Annotated in this window: 10 protein-coding genes; 2 read left to right on the forward strand and 8 right to left on the reverse strand. The window is 66.1% G+C overall.

The window, feature by feature from the left end:
* Position 1: 1 nt before the first annotated feature.
* From A5788_RS15550 to A5788_RS15565, 4 genes are all read right to left on the reverse strand, one after another.
* Positions 2-4,789: an SDR family NAD(P)-dependent oxidoreductase gene (locus tag A5788_RS15550; RefSeq protein WP_064869275.1), complete on the reverse strand. Its 4,788-nt coding sequence runs from the start codon at positions 4,787-4,789 to the stop codon at positions 2-4.
* Positions 4,789-10,260, reverse strand: coding sequence for a type I polyketide synthase (locus A5788_RS15555; protein WP_064869273.1), 5,472 nt, complete (start codon positions 10,258-10,260; stop codon positions 4,789-4,791). Before A5788_RS15555 ends, A5788_RS15550 begins: the two co-directional genes overlap by 1 nt.
* Positions 10,261-10,262: 2 nt before the next feature.
* Entirely contained in the window at positions 10,263-11,996 is a 1,734-nt protein-coding gene (locus A5788_RS15560) for a fatty-acid--AMP ligase (protein ID WP_064869271.1), read from the reverse strand.
* A gap of 401 nt (positions 11,997-12,397) precedes the next feature.
* Positions 12,398-13,087: a thioesterase II family protein gene (locus A5788_RS15565; protein ID WP_231894142.1), complete on the reverse strand. Its 690-nt coding sequence runs from the start codon at positions 13,085-13,087 to the stop codon at positions 12,398-12,400.
* Between the two features lie 79 nt (positions 13,088-13,166).
* On the opposite strand from A5788_RS15565, the gene A5788_RS15570 reads away from it, so the two are divergent.
* Positions 13,167-13,790: a precorrin-8X methylmutase gene (locus A5788_RS15570; RefSeq protein WP_064869267.1), complete on the forward strand. Its 624-nt coding sequence runs from the start codon at positions 13,167-13,169 to the stop codon at positions 13,788-13,790.
* A gap of 4 nt (positions 13,791-13,794) precedes the next feature.
* Positions 13,795-15,348: a precorrin-2 C(20)-methyltransferase gene (locus A5788_RS15575; RefSeq protein ID WP_064869265.1), complete on the forward strand. Its 1,554-nt coding sequence runs from the start codon at positions 13,795-13,797 to the stop codon at positions 15,346-15,348.
* A gap of 32 nt (positions 15,349-15,380) precedes the next feature.
* On the opposite strand, the gene A5788_RS15580 is transcribed toward A5788_RS15575, so the two are convergent.
* The 4 genes from A5788_RS15580 to A5788_RS15595 are packed head-to-tail and all read right to left on the reverse strand — an operon-like array spanning position 15,381 to position 18,935.
* Positions 15,381-16,142 (reverse strand): cobalt-precorrin-6A reductase, encoded by a 762-nt coding sequence (locus A5788_RS15580; RefSeq protein WP_064869263.1) that lies wholly within the window; start codon positions 16,140-16,142, stop codon positions 15,381-15,383.
* Positions 16,139-16,927, reverse strand: coding sequence for a cobalt-precorrin-4/precorrin-4 C(11)-methyltransferase (locus A5788_RS15585; RefSeq protein WP_064869261.1), 789 nt, complete (start codon positions 16,925-16,927; stop codon positions 16,139-16,141). Before A5788_RS15585 ends, A5788_RS15580 begins: the two co-directional genes overlap by 4 nt.
* The gene (locus tag A5788_RS15590) at positions 16,924-18,162 is read right to left on the reverse strand and encodes a bifunctional cobalt-precorrin-7 (C(5))-methyltransferase/cobalt-precorrin-6B (C(15))-methyltransferase (protein WP_064869259.1); all 1,239 of its coding nucleotides are present in this window, start codon (positions 18,160-18,162) and stop codon (positions 16,924-16,926) included. The genes A5788_RS15585 and A5788_RS15590 overlap by 4 nt, the downstream gene beginning before the upstream one ends.
* Complete coding sequence (locus A5788_RS15595) at positions 18,159-18,935, reverse strand: SDR family NAD(P)-dependent oxidoreductase (RefSeq protein ID WP_156525534.1); 777 nt, start codon at positions 18,933-18,935, stop codon at positions 18,159-18,161. The genes A5788_RS15590 and A5788_RS15595 overlap by 4 nt, the downstream gene beginning before the upstream one ends.
* Between the last annotated feature and the right edge of the window lie 27 nt (positions 18,936-18,962).

The following is an 18,962-nucleotide window of genomic DNA, read 5'->3' on the forward strand; positions in this document are numbered from 1 at the left end:
CTCAGCCCAGCCTTTCGGAAAGTGCTTTCAACAGTTCGTCTTCGGAGAGTTCGTCGAAGGAGTCGTCGGGTGCTTCCTCGGTCGCGTCGACCATCTCGGGCAGCGTCGACGCGAGGTACCCGGTCAGTGCTTCGACCGTCGGATAGTCGAACACCACAGACGTGGGCAATTGCTCGCCGAGCGATTCACTCAGCGCGCGCTGGAGTGTCACCGTCATCAACGAGTCCATCCCGAACTGGAAGAACCCGGTGGTGGCGTCGAGTTCTTGAGGCGACGACAACCCCATCACCTTGGCGACCAGTGCTGCGACGTGGTCGCTGAGCAGTTCCCTTCGCTGCGACGGTTCGGCACCCGCGAGCGCCTCGCGCAACTCGGTCGGCCCGTCGGAACTCGGCAGCTCTGGCTCGTCGACGAGATCGTCGACGATCCGCAGCACCGCACGGGTGCGATAGGCCGCGGCAAGGGTCGGCCAGTCGGCCGCGACCACCGTCGAGCGCACCGGCGCTCCGGGAGCGGTCGCCGACACCAGCGCACGAATCGCGGTCGGATCGTCCATCGGGAGCAGACCCGAGCCGCGCGTCACCTGACGTTCGATCTCGTCCTGGACCTCGTCGAGCGACTGCCACAGCCCCCAATTGATGGTCGTCGCAGCAAGACCGGCCGCACGACGGGCGTGCGCAAAGGCGTCGAGGAAGGTGGTGGTCGCGGCGTAGTGCGACAACCACCGCGATCCGGTCAGGCCGGAGATGGACGAGAAGACGACGAAACGATCCACACCGGTGCTCACCGTCATGTCGTGCAGCACCGCAAGCGCGTCGAGCTTGGGCCGGAACATGGCGGAGACGTCGTCGTCTGACATGTCGGTCAGCGTCACCGGGCCACCGCCGAATGCGGCGAGGTACACCCCGTCGAGCCGCGGCAGGTCTGCGCCGAAGCGAGCGAACAGCGCTGCCATGTCGTCGCGATCGGTGGCGTCGGCAGCTATCGGAATCACGGTGGTGCCCTGTGCCGCGAGTTCGGTGATCACTCCGTCGAGGCGGTCGCCCGGATTGCGCGACACCGCCGCGACAGTGCCCGCACCCATCGATGCCAACTGTCGGATCAGGTGTGGTCCGATATTGCCGGTGGCACCGACAACGAGGTGAGCGCCGTCGGACGCCAGGCGGTCGTCATCCGGGAGCGGCAACGCTGAGGTGCGCGTGAGTCGCGGCACGCGGCGGACTCCGGCGCGATACACCACCTGATCCTCGCGGTGGTCGACCGCGGCCTCGGTGGTCTCGGTGGTCTCGGTGGTCTCGGCGACGAGGTAGCCCGCTGCGAGCGTGAGCGGTACCGATTCGTCGATGTCGACGACCGATCCCCAGAACTCGGGATGCTCGAGTGCCAGCGACCGTCCGAGACCCCACAGCACAGCTTGAGCGGCGGCGGCGCGATCGCCTTCGGAGATCGGCTGCGCGTTGCGCGTCAGGAGGTGAAGTCGCGGCGGTGAGTCGAGTCCGTGCAGTGCCGAGACGAGCGACCGGGCGACGCCGAAGATGCGGTAACCCGCTGCGGCGCCGAAGATTTCGTCTGTCGTCAGCGGTGCCGGTGCGTAGAGCACGCGGTCGACGTCGGCCAAGTATTCGGCAGCGGTCAGCGTCGCGACCTCGTTCTCGTCGACGATGCGCACCGAGTCGGCGCCGAGACGCGCTGCGAGGGCAGCACCGACATCGCGCCCTACCACGACCCAGCGCTCAGCAGAGCTGTTGGAAGATGAGGCGTCGGGGGTTGGCCGGGTCAGGGGTCGCTCCGGCCACGTCAGCTCGTGCCACCACTGTGCCGGGATCGCGGTGTCGACCGGTCCTGTCGGGGCCGGGGTTGCCACCTGCAGGGCGTGCCGCTGCGGGGTCGGCATCCAGTACTCGACGTGCTGCCACGGCGTTGTGGGCAACACCGGGTGTGGCTCCGGCGGATGCGGGGTGCTTGGCGGCCTCGTGGTGGCCGCGGCGCTCACCGCGGTGTGGAACGACACGGTGTCGTCACCATCGCGGATCAGCGTGCCGATCACGTTGTGTAGGGCGTCGGTATTCTCCAGTGTCTCGGCTACCGCTTGGGTCAGCATCGGATGTGGGCTGATCTCGACGAATGTCGCGTTCTCGAGAGCCGCAGCGCCGACCGCTTCAGCAAGGGATACCGGCTGCCGGACGTTGGCCACCCAGTAGTCGGCGTCTGCGCTGGGGGTGGTTCCGGGTGTCACGGTCGAGAAGAAGTCGATGCGGGGCTGTCGGGGTGTGAGTCCTTCGAGCGCGCAACGCAGTTCGTCGAGTATCGGATCCATCAGGGCCGTGTGTGACGCGACCTCCATATTGACCCGTCGCGCGAAGCGACCGGTCGCCGAGACCTGCGCGACGACGGCGTCCACCGCGTCGACCGGGCCGGCGACGACGGTCTGCCGCGGCGCGAGGCGTCCGGAGATCTCGACACCGGTGTGGGTAGTCAATAGCTCTGCGACTTCTTCGGCGCCGACGCGCAGCAGCGCGACAGCGCCCTGGCCGCCGAGTCGTGCCATCAATGTCGAGCGAACGGCAATGACGCGTAGCCCTTCGGCTTGCGTCAGCGCACCGGCGACGACTGCGGCGGTGACCTCGCCCATCGACTGACCGATGACTGCGTCGGGGTGAACCCCGTAGCTGCCCCACAGTTTCGTCAGCGCCAGTTGGATGCCCAGCAGGACTGGCTGCACCTCGGCGTCGCCGTGCAAGTCCTTCTGCTCACTGATGACATCGCGCAGGGAGAATCCCACCTCCGCGACGAAATCATCGTCGAGTTCGTCGATCGCCGCGGCGAACGCCGGTTCGTCGGTGAGCAGAGCAGCGGCCATCGAGACCCACTGCGATCCCTGACCGGAGTAGACGAAGACGGTGCCCGGCCCGGGTGAAGCGGTTGCGGGCAATCGGACGCCTTCTGCGCTCTCCCCTGCCGCGAGAGCGACCAGGCCTGCGATGGCCCCGGCACGATCGCGGGCGGTGACCGACCCGAAGACCGGTAGTGCTGCCCTGTGGTGATTGAGCGTGTGGGCGATATCGGGGAGCGGAACGCCCGCGCCGTCGGAATCCATCCATTCGGCGATCGCAGCGGCCTGGGCCGAGACCCGCGCGGGGCTCTTACCCGAGATGACAAGTGTCGCAACGGCTTGTACAGGATCGTCGTCGGCTGCAGCTGCTCGACGTACCGACGGTGCCTGTTCGATGACGACATGTGCGTTGGTGCCGCCGAAACCGAACGACGACACCCCCGCCCGGCGCGGACCCTCAGTGGTCGGCCAGGCGGTCGCCGAATCGACCACCCGCAAACGTAGTTGCTCGAACGGGATGTGCGGGTTGGGGTTTCGATAGTGGAGGTTGGCCGGGATCGTTCCCCGTTGCACCGCGAGCACGGTTTTGATGAATCCTGCGACCCCCGCGGCGGCCTCGAGGTGCCCGAGGTTCGACTTCACCGCGCCGAGAAGGAGCGGTTTGTCTGCCTGCCTGCCGCGCCCGAGGACGGTACCGAGAGCACGTGCTTCGATCGGATCGCCGAGAAGTGTTCCGGTGCCGTGTGTCTCGACGAAGTCGACGTCGTGGGCCGCGATACCGGCGTTCGCGTACGCAGCGCGTAGCACTTCCATCTGGGCGGCGGGATTGGGCGCGAACAGGCCGTTGGAATGACCGTCCTGGTTGACCGCGGAGCCGCGCACGACCGCGAGTACCCGATCACCGTCGCGTAGCGCGTCGCCGAGGCGCTTGAGCACCACCACGCCCGCGCCCTCGCCGCGGACGAAACCGTCGGCGTCGGCGTCGAACGAATGGCAGGCACCCGAGGTCGACAGTGCGGCAGATTGATCGAAGCCGTGGAAGACCGCAGGCGACAGGAGCAGATTGACCCCCGCGGCCAGCGCGACGTTGCAATCCTGCAGACGCAGGCTCTGACATGCGAGGTGGATCGCCACCAGGGACGACGAGCAGGCCGTGTCGATGGTCATCGACGGCCCGCGCAGGTCGAGGAAGTACGACAGGCGATTGGCGATGATGCTCAGCGCTCCGCCGAGGTTGTTCCACGCGTCGACGCCCGGAAGGTCGGTGGAGGCCAGGAAACCGTACTCACTGACGCACGCACCGACGAAGACACCCGTCGGGGAGCGCTTCAGCGTCCCCGGAGCGATTCCGGCATTCTCCAATGCCTCCCAGGCGGTTTCGAGAAGCAGGCGTTGCTGAGGGTCCATCTTCGCGGCTTCGCGCGCGGTGATCTCGAAGAAATCGGCGTCGAATCCGGCGATGTCGTCGAGGAAGGCGCCGTGCCGCGTCGTCGACTCCAGAGCCGCCCGCACTTCGGGGGTGCCGTCGTCGAAGCGTTCCCAGCGTTCGGCGGGAACCGTACCGACGGCATCGCCGCCCGTTGAGAGGAAGTCCCAGTACTGCGCAGTGCCGTGCACGCCACCAGGCAAGCGACAGCTCATGCCGACCACCGCGATCGGGTCGTCGAGCGTGCCTGCGCTCACCGTGTGGTCGCTGACGTCGATGGGCTCGTCGTGCAACAGATAGTGGACGAGCGAGTTGATCGTCGGGTGCTCCCAGAACTCGACCGGCGAGACGTGACGCCGCAGGAGTTCGGAGAGTTCGCCCGAGAGAACAACCGAATCACGCGATCCCACACCGAGATCGGCCATCGAGGCCTCGGGGTCGACCTCGTGGCGCGCACAACCCGTCATGGCCACGAGGTGATCGACCATCCACTCCCGAAGGCTGTTGTCGTCGAAGTCGTGTGCCGCCATCAGAGCCCCGGCTCCGCTCCGAGCGGTGAGGACTCGACGTCGTCGAACAGGCTGTCGAGCAGCCCGTCGGACTCGGTGTCGAACTCGTCGTCGACATCGTCGGACTCCTGCGGAGCGATCTTGTCGGCGAGGTGGGTGGCGAGCGCCGCAACGGTCGGATGGTTCCACAGCATCGTGGCCGAGAGTTCGATCCCGGCGAGCTTCTCCGCGTCGCGGCGGATCGACATCGCCATCACCGAGTTGAGACCCAACTCGGCGAACGGAACATCGGATTCGAGGTCGGCCTCGGGAAGTCGTAGCTCGTGGGCGAGAATCGCGCGCAATCCGTTCTCCAGGGTGCTCAACATCTCGGCGCGGTCCATCCGATCCCATGCGTGCGTGTCGATCTCGTCGGCGGTGTACGACACCGACGCGTCAGCGCGTGGAAGGACGACGGCTTGCGCGACGTCGAATCGGTCGATGTACTCCCACGCCGCGAGTGCCTCGCCGACCCGGACGGGACGCGACCCGACGCGTTCGAGCTCGGCGACGACGAGGTCGGCGTCGGCGGCGAAGCCGAGGCCCTCCCAGGCGACCCAGTCGATGCTGAGGGTGCGCCCACGCGATGGGTTGGCGAAGCGTGCGACGGCGTCGAGATAGGCATTCGCCGCGGCATAGCCGCCTTGTCCCGGAATGCCGAACAGGGCGCCCGCACTTCCGGTGAGATGGCAGAAGTCCAGTTCGGAAGCCTCGAAGACCTCCGACAGAGCTTGTGCGCCTGCAATTTTGGGCCGCATGACGGTGTGGAGCGTTTCGGCGTCGGTATCTGTGAGGAGTCGGTTCACCGTGACACCCGCAGCGTGGATCACGCCGCGTACCTGCGGAGCACCCGCGTCGTCGCGGCACTCGAGGAAGGCACGCAGCGCCGAGGCGTCGGCGACGTCGAGTGCCACGGGCTCCACTGCGACGCCCCGTGCCTCCAGCGCACGAACACCGTCGATGCGTGTGCGCGTGGACGAGTCGACGTTCTCGTCGTCCCACGTCCGCCGCGGTGGTAGTCCGTTACGACCGGCGAGGATGATCCGCCGCGCCCCACGCCCGGCGAGCCAGTCGGCGATCACCAGACCAAGTGCACCCATGCCGCCGGTGATGAGGTAGGAGGCGTCAGCACGACACCGCAGCGCTTCCCGGACGGGCCCAGACTCGAGCAGAACCGACTCGAGCGGAACCGTTGTGGGAACGGACAATTGCTCGTCGACGAGCGAACCGATGGCCTTGAACGGCGTGGCCATCGCCGCAGCGAGCGACGACGCGTTGGCGGTGAGGTCTGTGTCCGCCGGTATGTCGATCAGCCCGCCCCAGATATCGGGTTGCTCCTCGGCGATCACTGTTGAGAGTCCCCAGAGCGCGCTCTGGGCGAGATCCCCTGCCGCGATTGGTGTGCGGACGCCGCGGGTCACGAGCCACAGTGTCGTGGCGCTGTCACGTTGAGCGAGACGTCGCACCCACTCGGTGACCTCCGAACCCATACGCACCGCGTCTGCGGCGTGATCACCGGTGGATACTCCGCCGACGTAGACGACATGGCGTGCTGTCGACGCATCGTCGACGACGTCGACGCCCGCGGTGCGCAGGGCTGCTGCGACCGCGTTGCCCTCTCCGACGACCGCGACCGAGCCGCTCGGTGTCGCAGCGCGATCGGCGTCGAACTCCATCGGTTGCCACTCGAGTACGTGTGTCATCGACTCCGGCGGCAGATCGGGAATCGGCGTGTCGGTTCCGTCGACGACCGCGAACCGCAGTCCGCGAATGTCGAGAAGCGGGCCGTCTGGGCCGGTCGCGGTGACGTCGACGACCAGTCCGTCCTCCACGGTGCGGTTTCGTCGGACGTCGATCGTCGCGCTCGGATCGGTGACATCGTCTGCCAGCCAGACGAACTCGGTCGCGGACGGCACCATGAGGTCACGATTCGAGTCGTCGACGAGGCGCGCGAGGTGCGCGGCTGCGTCGAGTATGGCGGCCACGGAAGGCTCGGGTAGGTCGACTTCGGCCGACAACCGCTCCGGCGATCCGTGCAGACCCGAGAATGTCCACTCGAAGGGTTGGCCTGTCACACCCCACTCGCGCAGGAACTCCGCCGTAGAACGACCCTGCGCGGCGGTGATCGGCGCGAGGCCATTGAGTTCGGATGTCTGCGTCGCGGGTGGTTCGACGACCGCGCGGGCCGTCGCGTGTCGCACCCACGTCGACGTGTCGGACGCCGAGCGCGACGAGATCGACACGACGTCGCCGGCGGCCACGACCTGGACGAGCCGGGGGCGGTCGAGAGCGATCGGATAGTGGAATCGAACCTCGCCGATGTGCTCGATGCCGACGCTGCGGGCGGCGTCGACCAGGGTGGCGAGCAGTACCGAGACCGGCACCACCTCGAGGCCGTTGAGTTCGTGTGAACCCGGATACGGCTTGGTGTGCGCGGTGAGATCTGCCCGCCAGAGATGCGTGCCCGCGGTGTCGGCGACGTCGATACGCTCGCCGAGCAGTGTGCCGTTCGTCGGCACCACCGCAGCGGCCGTTGTACGTTCGGGCAGTTCGATCCAGTGCGACGTGTGCTGCCAGACAGTGGCAGGCAGCTGCACATGCGGCTCGGCGCCATGCGAACTCGTCGGAGGCGTCGTGGTCTGCGCCGCGTTCAGGTTGGTGTGGAAGGTCAGCGCATCGTCCTGGTTGCGCAGCAACGTCGCGACGGAGTGGTGATGCACGTCGGCGAGTGTGTCGTCGATCGCGTAGGTGAGTATCGGGTGCGGGCTGACCTCGATGAACACGCCGTGCGTGTCGCCTGCGGCGCTGATCGCCTGCGAAAACCGCACCGGATTGCGGAGATTCGAGCACCAGTAGTCTGCGTCGAACCGGGGTTCGCCCTCGGCAAGTGTTGTGGTGATCAGCGGAATGGTTGGTCGACGCGGGGTGAGATCGGCCAACTCGGTGCGGAGATCCGGCAGAACCGGGTCGATGATCGGATGGTGGGAGGCGACGTCGACCTCGATGCGACGGGCGAGCTTGTCGCTTGCGGCAACCTTGGCTACCGCGGCGTCGACCTGGTCGGGTGGGCCGGCGATCACCGTCTGTCGCGGCGACGCGTGCACCGCGACGGTCACGTCCGGATATGTGTTCACCAGTGCTGTCGCAGCGTCGGCGTCGAGTTCTACGAGGGCCATCGCGCCCTGGCCCGACAGCGCGGACATCAGTCGCGAACGGGTTGCGATCACCTTGAGACCATCGGCGACGGACAGCGCACCGGACACGACAGCCGCCGCGACCTCCCCCATCGAATGTCCGATGACGGCGTCGGGGATGACGCCGTACGAGCGCCACAGTCGGGTGAGTGCCAACTGCAGACCGGTGAGGACAGGCTGGATGCGGCTGATACCGACAACCGGTTCACCTGCGCGGACAACGTCGACCAGCGAGAAGCCGACCTGTGCGACGAAGTCCGGTTCGATGTCGGCGAGGGCCGCCGCGAACTCGGGTTCCGAATCGAGCAGTGTGCGCGCCATACCCGCCCACTGCGATCCCTGCCCCGAGTACAGGAAGACCGTGCCGGGTCGGCAGCGTCCACCGTGGACATCGACGAGCCCCGGTGCCGTGTCGCCCGCCGCGAGAGCGCGCAGACCCACGACCGCCTGCTGGTTGTCACGCGCGGCCACAGTGGCGAACGCGGAGTGTCGCGTGCGGTGGTGATCGAGGGTGTGGGCGACGTCGGCCAGTGAGACGTCGGCACCGGCACCGTCGAGCCAGTCGGCCAGCGCTGAAGCCTGTGCGCGCACTCGATCGGCGGTCTTCGCCGTCACGGTGAGTGTCGTCACCGCAGGGGTGCTTGCCCCAGAGTTCGTAGCCCCAGTGTTCATAGCGGCAGTCGCATGCGCGGGCGGTGCCTGTTCGAGCACGACGTGTGCGTTGGTGCCGCCGAAGCCGAACGAGGACACTCCGGCGCGCCGAGGCCGATCGCGTTCGGGCCACACGGTGTGCTCGGCCACGACCCGCAGGCGCAGGTTGTCCATGTTGATGTGCGGGTTCGGTTGGGAGAAACCGAGATTCGCCGGAATGTTGCCACGGTCGACGGCCAGGACAGCCTTGATGAAGCCGGCAACACCGGCCGCGGCCTCGAGGTGACCGATGTTCGACTTGACCGCACCGATGAGGAGCGGATCGTCGGAGCTGCGGCCGCGTCCGAGAACGGTACCCAGTGCCCGTGCCTCGATGGGATCGCCCAGAAGTGTTCCGGTGCCGTGGGTTTCGACATAGTCGACGTCGCGGGTGGTGAGGCCTGCGGCTGCGTACGCACCGCGCAACACAGCCATCTGCGCCGATGGGTTGGGCGCCATCAGACCGTTGGAATGGCCGTCCTGATTGACTGCAGAACCGCGCACGACGGCGATCACGTTGTCGCCGTCGCGAATCGCGTCGGACAACCCTTTCAGCACCACGACGCCCGCACCCTCACCGCGCACATAACCGTCGGCGGCAGCGTCGAACGAGTGGCACTGTCCGCTTTGCGACATCGCCTCCGCGGTATCGAAGCTGCGGGTGATCGCGGGCGACAGCATCACATTGACGCCCGCGGCCAGCGCCAGTGTGGATTCGCCCGAACGCAGACTCTGGCATGCGAGATGGATGGCCACGAGCGACGACGAGCATGCGGTGTCGATGGTGACCGACGGACCGCGGAGGTCGTAGTGGTACGACAGGCGGTTGGAGATGATCGACGACGCTCCACCGGTCCCCGACCACGCGTCGACCTGACTCAGGTCGCTCGTCGCCAACGCACCGTATTCACCGGCACACGAACCCGCGAAAACACCGGTCTGCGAGTGACGCAACGCGCCGGCAGGGATGCCGGCATGGTCGAGCGCCTCCTGGGTGACCTCGAGCAGCAGACGCTGCTGCGGGTCCATCTTGTCGGCCTCGCTCGGTGAGATGTCGAAGTACTCGGCATCGAAGGCGTCGACCTCGGACAGGTAGCCGCCCCACCGCGTGGTGCGCCGCAGAGCGTTGGCCGTCTCGTTGCGGCCGTCGTCGAACTGTGTCCACCGTCCCTCGGGGACGGTGCTGACACCGTTGCCGTGGTCGAACAGGAAATCCCAGTATTTCTCCGGACCGAAGACATCGCCGGGAAACCGACAGCCGATGCCGATGACAGCGATGGCGTCGTCGGTGGGCTGTGAGTGTGGCAGGTCGACGGTGTTCGCCTGTGCTGCTTCGGGATTGGCGACGAAAGCTGCCAGCGTGGCGATCGTCGGATGCTCCCAGAAATCGACGGGCGAGATCTGTCGACCCGCGAGTTCGGACAGTTCGCCCGACATGACGACCGCATCGCGCGATCCCACGCCGAGGTCGTTGAACGCAGTGTCGACGTCGATGTCGTCGGCCTCACAACCCATACGCACGAGCTGGTCGACCAGCCATGCCCTCAGATCCGCCTCGTCTCGAGGCATAGTCACTGCGCGGAGTCCAATCCGACGAACACGCCGTCCCGGTAATGGTCGCCGACCGACGACCGACGCGTCTTGCCGCTCGTGGTGATCGGAATGGAGCCGGGTGCAACGAAGACGACGTCCGCGGCCCGGACGCCATGGCGATTCGACACAGCTGAGGTCACCTCGTTGCGCAACTGCGCGTAATCGACCTGCGCGCCACGATCTTTGACCTCGGCGACCACCACGAGTTGTTCCGCCGATCCACGGTCGACCGACACCGCCGCGACCCTTCCGCGGGTGAGTTCGGTGACCGTACCTTCGATGTCATCGGGGTAGTGGTTGCGGCCGTCGATGATCAGAAGATCCTTGATGCGGCCTGTGATGAACAGGTCGCCCTCCGACAGGACTCCGAGATCACCGGTGCGCAGCCATGGTCCGGCCGGTGTGGTGGGTGCGGGATCTTCTATCCATCCCCCGAACACCTTCTCGGTGAGCTCGGGATTGCGCCAGTAACCTGCGGGAACGTTGTCGCCATGCACCCATATCTCCCCGACCTTGTCGGCGGGATTCTCCTGGCGGGACTCGGGATCGACGATCCGGAAGGTCACCGAACGCTCGGGTCCGTGGCTCATCAGTTCCGAGCCGTCCTGGCCCTCACCGCTTCGCCGTGCCCAGCCCGAGGCGAGCTTCTCGAAGTCGAAGTTGATGCCCTCTGACGTGCGTCCCGGCGTCAGAGCCGCCACGTACAGCGTCGCCTCGGCCAAACCGTATGCCGGACGAACAATGTTGCCGGGCAGCGCATTTCGCTCGAATCTGTCGACGAACCGACGCACGGTACTGGCGTGTACACGCTCGGCACCACACATGAACGCGGTCACGCCGGACAGATCACGTCCCGCGAGATCGTCGTCGGTGGTCCTGCGCGCCGCGAGCTCGTACGCGAAGTTGGGTGCGGAGGTGAACGTCTTACCGTAGGAGGCCATCGTGGTGATCCAGCGAGATGGCTTCTGCAAGAACGCCATCGGGCTCATGTCGACAGTGCGTCGGCCAGACAGAATGCCGCCGCAGATGCCCAATAGCAGGCCCATGTCGTGGTAGAAGGGCAACCACGACACCAGCACGGTATCGGGATCGGGCCAGCCGCCGTGATGAGCGAACATGTCGCTGATCAGTTGGTCGAGGTTCGTGACGACATTCCGGTGCGACACCATCACTCCGCGTGGGGCGCTGGTCGAGCCCGAAGTGTATTGCAGCACTGCGGTTTTGCTTTGTCGCACGTTATCCGGGTAATCGTCGACGGGCGCGTCGGCATCGAGCGCATCGATCTCGATGACCGTCGGTGTGGCTCCCGCCATCTCCTGTGCGTACGGGAGTACGTCGTCGATGACGGTGGTTGTGGCGAAGATGACCGACGGGGTGCAGTCGGATAGCGCAGAACTGATCCGTTCGTCGTGGTGCGCACCGAACATCGGCACGGACAACGGCACGACGATGAACCCCGCTTCCATCGCGCCGAGAAACGCGACGATGTAGTCGAGGCTCTGTGGAGCGAGGATCGCTGCGCGATCACCCGGACTGCCATGCCTGAGCAATTCCGCGGCAACGACACGAACGCGCTGATAAAGCTCACGAAACGTCAGTGATTCTTCATATCCAGCCTGGTCGATGTCGTAATCGATAAAACTGAAAGCGACGTCGTCAGGTTGTGCAGCGGCCCTACCCCGAAGAATGGACGGGATCGTTTGCTGCGACAAATTTGGCTTTGCCGGCCCGGTGAAATCAACCGAACTTGTTACATCCACGATGCATTCGCTTTCCCCCCGACAGAGAATGTGCGATGACACTCAGGCGACGGCTTCCCCTCGTCGTCGATGAGTCTTCCCCAAAAAACCAGAGCGTCCAGAACGATAATACTTCGATTCACGAACGTGGAACGAAGGCTAGCAGCCGCAGTGTCTGTACGCCACCGGGGAGTGCGTGAATTAAGTTTCCAAATGCAACCAAGATTTGCGAACGATCAGCAGCGCCTTGATGCTTCGGGCAGCTCAGTTCTTTGAGTCGCGCGTGACCTGTGCGAACAGAACTTGGTCATTTGTTCCAAACAAACTGGGTCATTTGCTCCAGTCGGCTACCTGTGAGTTACCTATCAAGATTCTCAGGTGACAGGCAGCTTCTGCTCGATGTCGGCCACCACCTCGGAGAGGTTGTCCGTGAGGTAGAAGTGATGGCCCGCAAACTCCCGCATCGTGAACTGTGCGGTTGTCCTTTCCTGCCAGGGGCTGACCTTTTCGGTGGTTGCGACCTCGTCGTCGTCGGCGTAATAGACGTGTATTGGGCACGACAGCGTGGCATCCGGGGGGCATTGATATGCCGTGATGGCTTTGAAACCGCGCAGTGTCGGCAGAATTCGGGCCTGGAATTCCTCACTCTCGAGGAGTGCCGGGTCGACGCCTGTCATTTCCGACACCGCGTCAAGCAAGCCGCGATCGGATTCGGGAATGTAGTCGTATCCGCTGCGGCCGGGCGCGGCGCAGGCCGACACGAAGAGCGCCTCGACTCTGCGGCCGGCGGCCTCGAGGATGCGCGCGGTCTCGAATGCCACCAAGGCGCCCATGCTGTGTCCGAACAGGGCTATGCGCGCGTCGGGGTCAGCAGGAAGCTTGCTGACGACCGTGTCGGCGAGTTCAGGTATCCCTCTGAACGACGCGAGGTCGTGAGTTCCGTTCTTGCCGGGGTATTGCACGGCGATTCGTTTCACACCGGACGTGAAGGTCCGCGCGAATGGTACGTAGAAGCTGGCCGATCCGCCGGCATGCGGGAATATGTACAGTGTTGGCGCACTCACGCCGGTCACCCTATCCTGTCGCGCCAGGGGGCAACCGATCTGTTGGTCGTGACGACGGCCCCGATAGGGTTGAGCCATTATGCCCGACTACCTACGCGACGCCGCCGAGATCTACCGGCAGTCCTTTGCCACCATCCGAGCCGAAGCCGATCTGGCCGGATTCGCCCCGGACGTCTCCGGGGTTGTCGTACGCATGATTCACGCGTGTGGCGAAACAGATTTGACCAAGGACGTGATCGCGACGTCCGGCGTCGTCTCCGCGGCACGGTCTGCTCTCGAGGCGGGTGCACCAATTCTGTGTGACTCGACGATGGTCGCCAGCGGAGTGACCCGCAAGCGGTTGCCCGCCGACAACGAGGTGCTCTGCTATCTCGGAGAGCCGGGCCTGCCGGCACTCGCCGAGCAACTGTCGACCACACGGACCGCTGCGGCCGTCGAGTATTGGCGGGACCGACTCGACGGAGCGGTCGTCGCGATCGGTAACGCACCGACCGCGTTGTTCGCGCTTCTCGACGTCATCGATGCGGGCGCGCCCCGCCCGGCGGCGATCGTCGGCGCACCCGTCGGTTTCATCGGAGCTGCGGAATCCTGTGCGGCACTGGCGAACCGCGATGATCTCGACTTCATCACCGTCGCCGGACGTCGAGGCGGTTCGGCGATCGTTGCCGCCGCGATCAACGCACTGGCGAGTGCACAGGAATGACGCTGTGACGACACCACGCAACGAGGAAAGTGCGGCGGAAGAGGCGCGCTACGGAAAGCTCTGGGGCGTAGGACTCGGTCCCGGCGACAGCGAGTTGGTCACCGTCAAAGCCGCGCGGATCATTTCCACCGCAGACGTCATCGCCTATCACAGCGCTCGCCATGGAAACAGTATTGCCCGGGGCGTCGCCGAGCCGTATCTGCGCGGCGATCAGATCGAAGAGCGTCTGATGTACCCGATCACGGTCGAGGCAACCGATCATCCCGGCGGCTACCGCGGCGCCCTCAACGACTTCTATGCCGAGAGCGCCGAAACACTCGCGGCGCATCTGCGGGCCGGGCGGGATGTCTGTCTGTTGGCCGAGGGTGACCCGCTGTTCTTCAGCTCGTACATGCATATGCACAAACGCCTTGCCGACGACTTCGATGCAGAGATCATTCCCGGGGTGACGTCTGTGAGTGGGGCGTCGTCTGCACTGGGGATCCCGCTTGTCGAAGGCGAAGAAATACTGACCGTTGTACCGGGAACACTCCCGGTCGACGAGTTGACCGCGGTGTTCGCCGGCGCCGATGCCATCGCGGTGCTCAAACTGGGCCGCACGTTCTCGACTGTGTGCACGGCCCTCGAACGAGTCGGACGGCTCGACGAAGCCTGGTATGTGGAAAGGGCCTCGACGCCGGCGCAGCGCGTGCTGCCGCTCACCGACGTCGACCCGGCGGAAGTCCCGTACTTCTCGATGGTCGTCGTTCCCGGCCGACGGAACAATCCGCGCTTCGAGGCGTCCGTTCCCGAGCCCGGGACCGGTGAGGTCGTCGTGGTCGGGCTCGGACCGGGAGCGCCGACACAGACCACGCCGCAGGTGCGCGCCGAACTGGCGTCGGCCACCGACTTCGTCGGCTATCGAACCTATCTCGCGCGGGTGACGCCCCGGCCAGGACAGCGGATGCATGCCAGCGACAACCGCGTGGAGGCCGAACGCGCGGAGTTCGCGCTCGACCTCGCCTCGCGGGGTGCTCGCGTGGCCGTCGTGTCGTCCGGTGACCCGGGCGTGTTTGCCATGGCGGCGGCGGTGGCCGAGGTAGCGGCTCAGCCGCGCTGGGCCGATGTGCCCGTCCGCGTCGTGCCGGGGGTGACCGCAGCAACGGCGGTCGCTGCGGTCACCGGCGCCCCACTCGGGCACGACTTCGCGGTGATCTCACTCTCGGACAGGCTCAAACCGTGGGAGCTGATCGAAGCCAGGATTCGGCACGCTGTTCAGGCCGATCTGGTGATCGCCGTCTACAACCCCGGATCGCAGAGCAGGACATGGCAGGTGCCACGCCTTCACGGCCTGCTGCGCGAGATGGTTCCCGACGACCGCGTCCTGATCGTCGGGCGCGATGTCGGCGGACCGGAGCAGACGCTGTCGGTGACGACCGTTGGCGCGTTCGATCCGTCGATCGTCGACATGCGCACGATGCTGATCATCGGATCGTCTGCGACGACGGTTGCCGAGCGCAGTGGTGGTCGTCTGGTGTTCACGCCCCGTCAGCACACTCCTGATGGTCACGACGTCTGATCATCACGGCGCCGGATCATCGCAGCGTCTGATCATCCCAGCGTCTGGCCGGTGAGCAGGCCACGGACGAGTTCGACGGCGCCTTCTGCGTCCTCGACGGTGGGCATCGCGGGTTCGCTCGGACGGTCGACCATCACAACCTCGATGCCGAGAGTCCTTGCGGCATCGAGCTTTGCGCGCGTCATGTCACCGCCGCTGTTCTTCGTGACGAGCACGTCGATACGGTGCTCACGCATCAGGTCGATCTCGTCGGCGAGATGGTAGGGACCGCGCGACCGGATCACTGTGTGGAGTCTGGGCATAGCGGTCTGCGGAGGGTCGACGACCCGGATGAGGAACCATGCCGAGGAGTTCTCCGCGAATGCGTCGACGTCCTGCCTGCCGGTGGTCAGGAATACGCGTGCTCGTCGCCCGTCGAGATGCCTTGCCGCACTGGCTATATCCGGAACCTGGACCCAGGTATCCCCGACATCCGGTGACCACGGTGCGCGACATAGCCGGACGAGAGGAAGATCGAGGTCGCCGGTTGCGGCTGCGGCGTTGGCACTGATGCCGCTCGCGAAGGGATGTGTTGCATCGACGACGACGCGAATAGCGTTGTCGTGCAGCCATGTCCGCAAGCCGGGCACTCCCCCGAAGCCGCCTATGCGTACGGCACCGACGGGCAGTCGAGGCTCGCCGACCCGACCCGCGAGTGAAGAGATCACGGGAATGCGCTCGGTGACGAGTCGGGCAGCCAGCTCGCGGGCTTCGCCTGTGCCCCCGAGCACCAGCACGGTCGGTGCGTCGCTCATGTGGCGGAAGGTCTGTCGTCGTGACCGCCACTGCGGAGCTTGGTCATCCGCGCGTGCGAGTAGAGGTAGCTGTCTGTGGGGGTCGGGGTTGCCGGATCGAGCACCTTGCCGACGAAAATGACCGCGGTGCGGCGGATTCCGTGGTCGTCGAGCCGTTGCGGCAGGTCCGACAACGCGCATCTGATCACCACCTGATCGTCGCGGGATGCGAATGCGACTGTAGCGGTGGGGCATTGCGGCCCGTAGTGGTCGGCGAGCGCCTCGACGATCTGCGGCGCGCGGTGCGCGGCGAGGTGCAGTGCGAGGGTGACACCCGACTGCGCCAGGTGCGCGAGTTCCTCACCCGGCGGCATGTCCGTCGACAGCGTCGACACGCGGGTGATGAGAAGACTCTGACCGACCCCGGGCACCGTGAGTTCGGTGTCGAGGGCAGCTGCGGCCGCGGCGAACGCGGGTACGCCGGGCACGATCTCCACGCCGATCCCCAGGCGTCGGAGCTCGCGGTGTTGCTCGGTGAACGCCGAATACAGTGAAATATCGCCGGAATGCAGACGTGCGACGTCGGCGCCGGACGCGTCTGCCTCGACGATGTGCCCGATGATCTCGTCGAGCGGCACCCGGGCCGTGTCGATCAGGGTGGCGCCGGCCGGACAGAGTTCGAGGAGTTCCTGCGGGACAAGCGATCCGGCGTAGAGACAGGTGGTGCACTCGCCCAGGACGCGTGCCCCACGCAGGGTGATGAGGTCGGCTGCGCCGGGGCCTGCGCCGATGAAGTAAACGGTCACGACTCGTCGTCCGTTCGTGTGACAACCCACTGCACGATCGGCAGTGCGGGACGCCATGTCGTCATGGATCCGAGCGGCTCGACGGTCTCGATGGAGAATCGTCGCAGAACTCCCCCGAGTCGGCTGTGCCATTCGACGAGCAGTGACTGGCTCTGGACCGCGACAGCGTTGGCGACCAACCGCCCACCGGGAAGCAGCGCCCGCCACGCAGCGGCCAGGACCTCGTCGTCGAGTCCTCCCCCGATGAAGATTGCATCCGGATCCGGTGCGTCACGCAGTGATTCGGGCGCGGCGCCCCGCACAGTGAGCGATCCCGCCACTCCGTGACGGGCTGCGTTGCGCGCGAGGCGCGCGGCACGGACGTCGTCGTGCTCGAAGGCGATGGCGGTCCCGTCGGAGTCTGCGCGCAACCACTCGATCGCCACGCTCCCCGACCCGGATCCGACATCCCAGAGGAGCGCTCGGCCACCTGGTGCGAGGGCCGTGACGGTCAAGGCCCGCACCGCCGACTTGGTGAGTTGTCCATCATGCTCGTACGCGTCGTCGGGTAGCCCCGGTAGGCGCGTCGTCCGAGGTCCGACACAGTCGATGGCGACGATGTTGAGCGCGTCGTGGGGTTCAGGTCGGTACGAGCGCGCAACCGACTCGATGATCCGTTGGCCTGGGCCACCGAGTTGTTCGAGAACGGTCATCGTCGACCAGCCGAAACCGGTGCGTGCCAAGACCTCGGCGATCGCGGCGGGTGTCTGAGCTCCCCTGCTGAGCACGAGGATCCGACGGCCGTCGGTCAACGCGGGCACCACGACGTCGGCGTCGTCGCGCAGCGTGCTGATCACCTGTGTGCGAGACAGGTCCCACCCGAGTTGCGCGCAGGCGAGACTCGCCGACGACACGGTGGGGAGCACCCGAACCCGGTTGCGCCCCACGGCATTGACGATCGTCGACCCGACACCGTGGAACATCGGGTCGCCACTCGCCAGTACGTGCACGGTCGTGTCAGAAGCTGGGGAGTCAGAAGTCTCGGACAGCACCTGCTGTAGGTGCTCGGACATCGGCGAACGCCATGCCACCGTCGTCGCGTCGAGCTCGGGCAGGAGTTCGAGTTGGCGTGTTGATCCGTATACGACTGTGGCGCTGCGTAATTCGTCGCGCGCGCGATCGGTCAGTCCGGCCCAGCCGTCGGCGCCGATCCCGACGACGACGAATTCTGGTGTATCCGTCGTCGCGACCGTCATCGGGGCAACCTGCGCCAGATCGCGCGCGGTACGAATTGCATCGCGAATCCGACGAAGCGCAGTGGTCCGGGAATCCACACCTCCCAACGACCGCGGTGGTACGCCCGTGCCACGGCGTCGGCCACCTGTTCGGCGTCGACCGACATCGGCGCGGGCTTGGTTCCGGAGGCCATGAGTTCTGCTGTCATGTTGCCGACCACGAAACCCGGGCGGGCGAGCAACAATCGGACGCCCGATCCATGGAGTGCGTCCGACAACCCACTGGCGAAGCCGTCGAGTCCCGCCTTTGCTGACCCGTACACGTAGTTGCCGCGTCGTACCCGCACTCCGGCGATCGACGAGAAGACGATCATGGTGCCGGATGCCTGACGCCGCAGTGCGTTGGCCAGCGGAGTCAGCACACTGATCTGGCCGACGTAGTCGGTCTGGGCTATCTGCAGCGCGTGCGCGACGTCGGTTTCGGCGCGGTGTTGATCGCCGAGAATGCCGAACGCGACGATCGCCGCGCCGATGGGTCCGTGATCGGCTGTGATCGCCTCGATGAGCGACGAGTGCGTGTCGGTCGCATCGGCGTCGAATTCGACGGCGCTGACGTCGGCGGCGCCCGCCGCGCGCATAGCGGCGATTTCGTCGTCGAGGTCGGCGGCGCGGCGCGCGGCGAGAACAACACTCTTGCCCGCCACCAGTCGTTTCGCGAGGGCGATCCCGATCTCGCTGCGTCCACCGAAGACGACTACCGTCCCCGGATCGTCGTGTGAATTGCTCCGCGCCATGACACGCAGTATTCCACCGGCGTGCGG

It is taken from the genome of Gordonia sp. 852002-50816_SCH5313054-c (assembly GCF_001665925.1).
Classification (GTDB): Bacteria; Actinomycetota; Actinomycetes; order Mycobacteriales; family Mycobacteriaceae; genus Gordonia; species Gordonia jacobaea.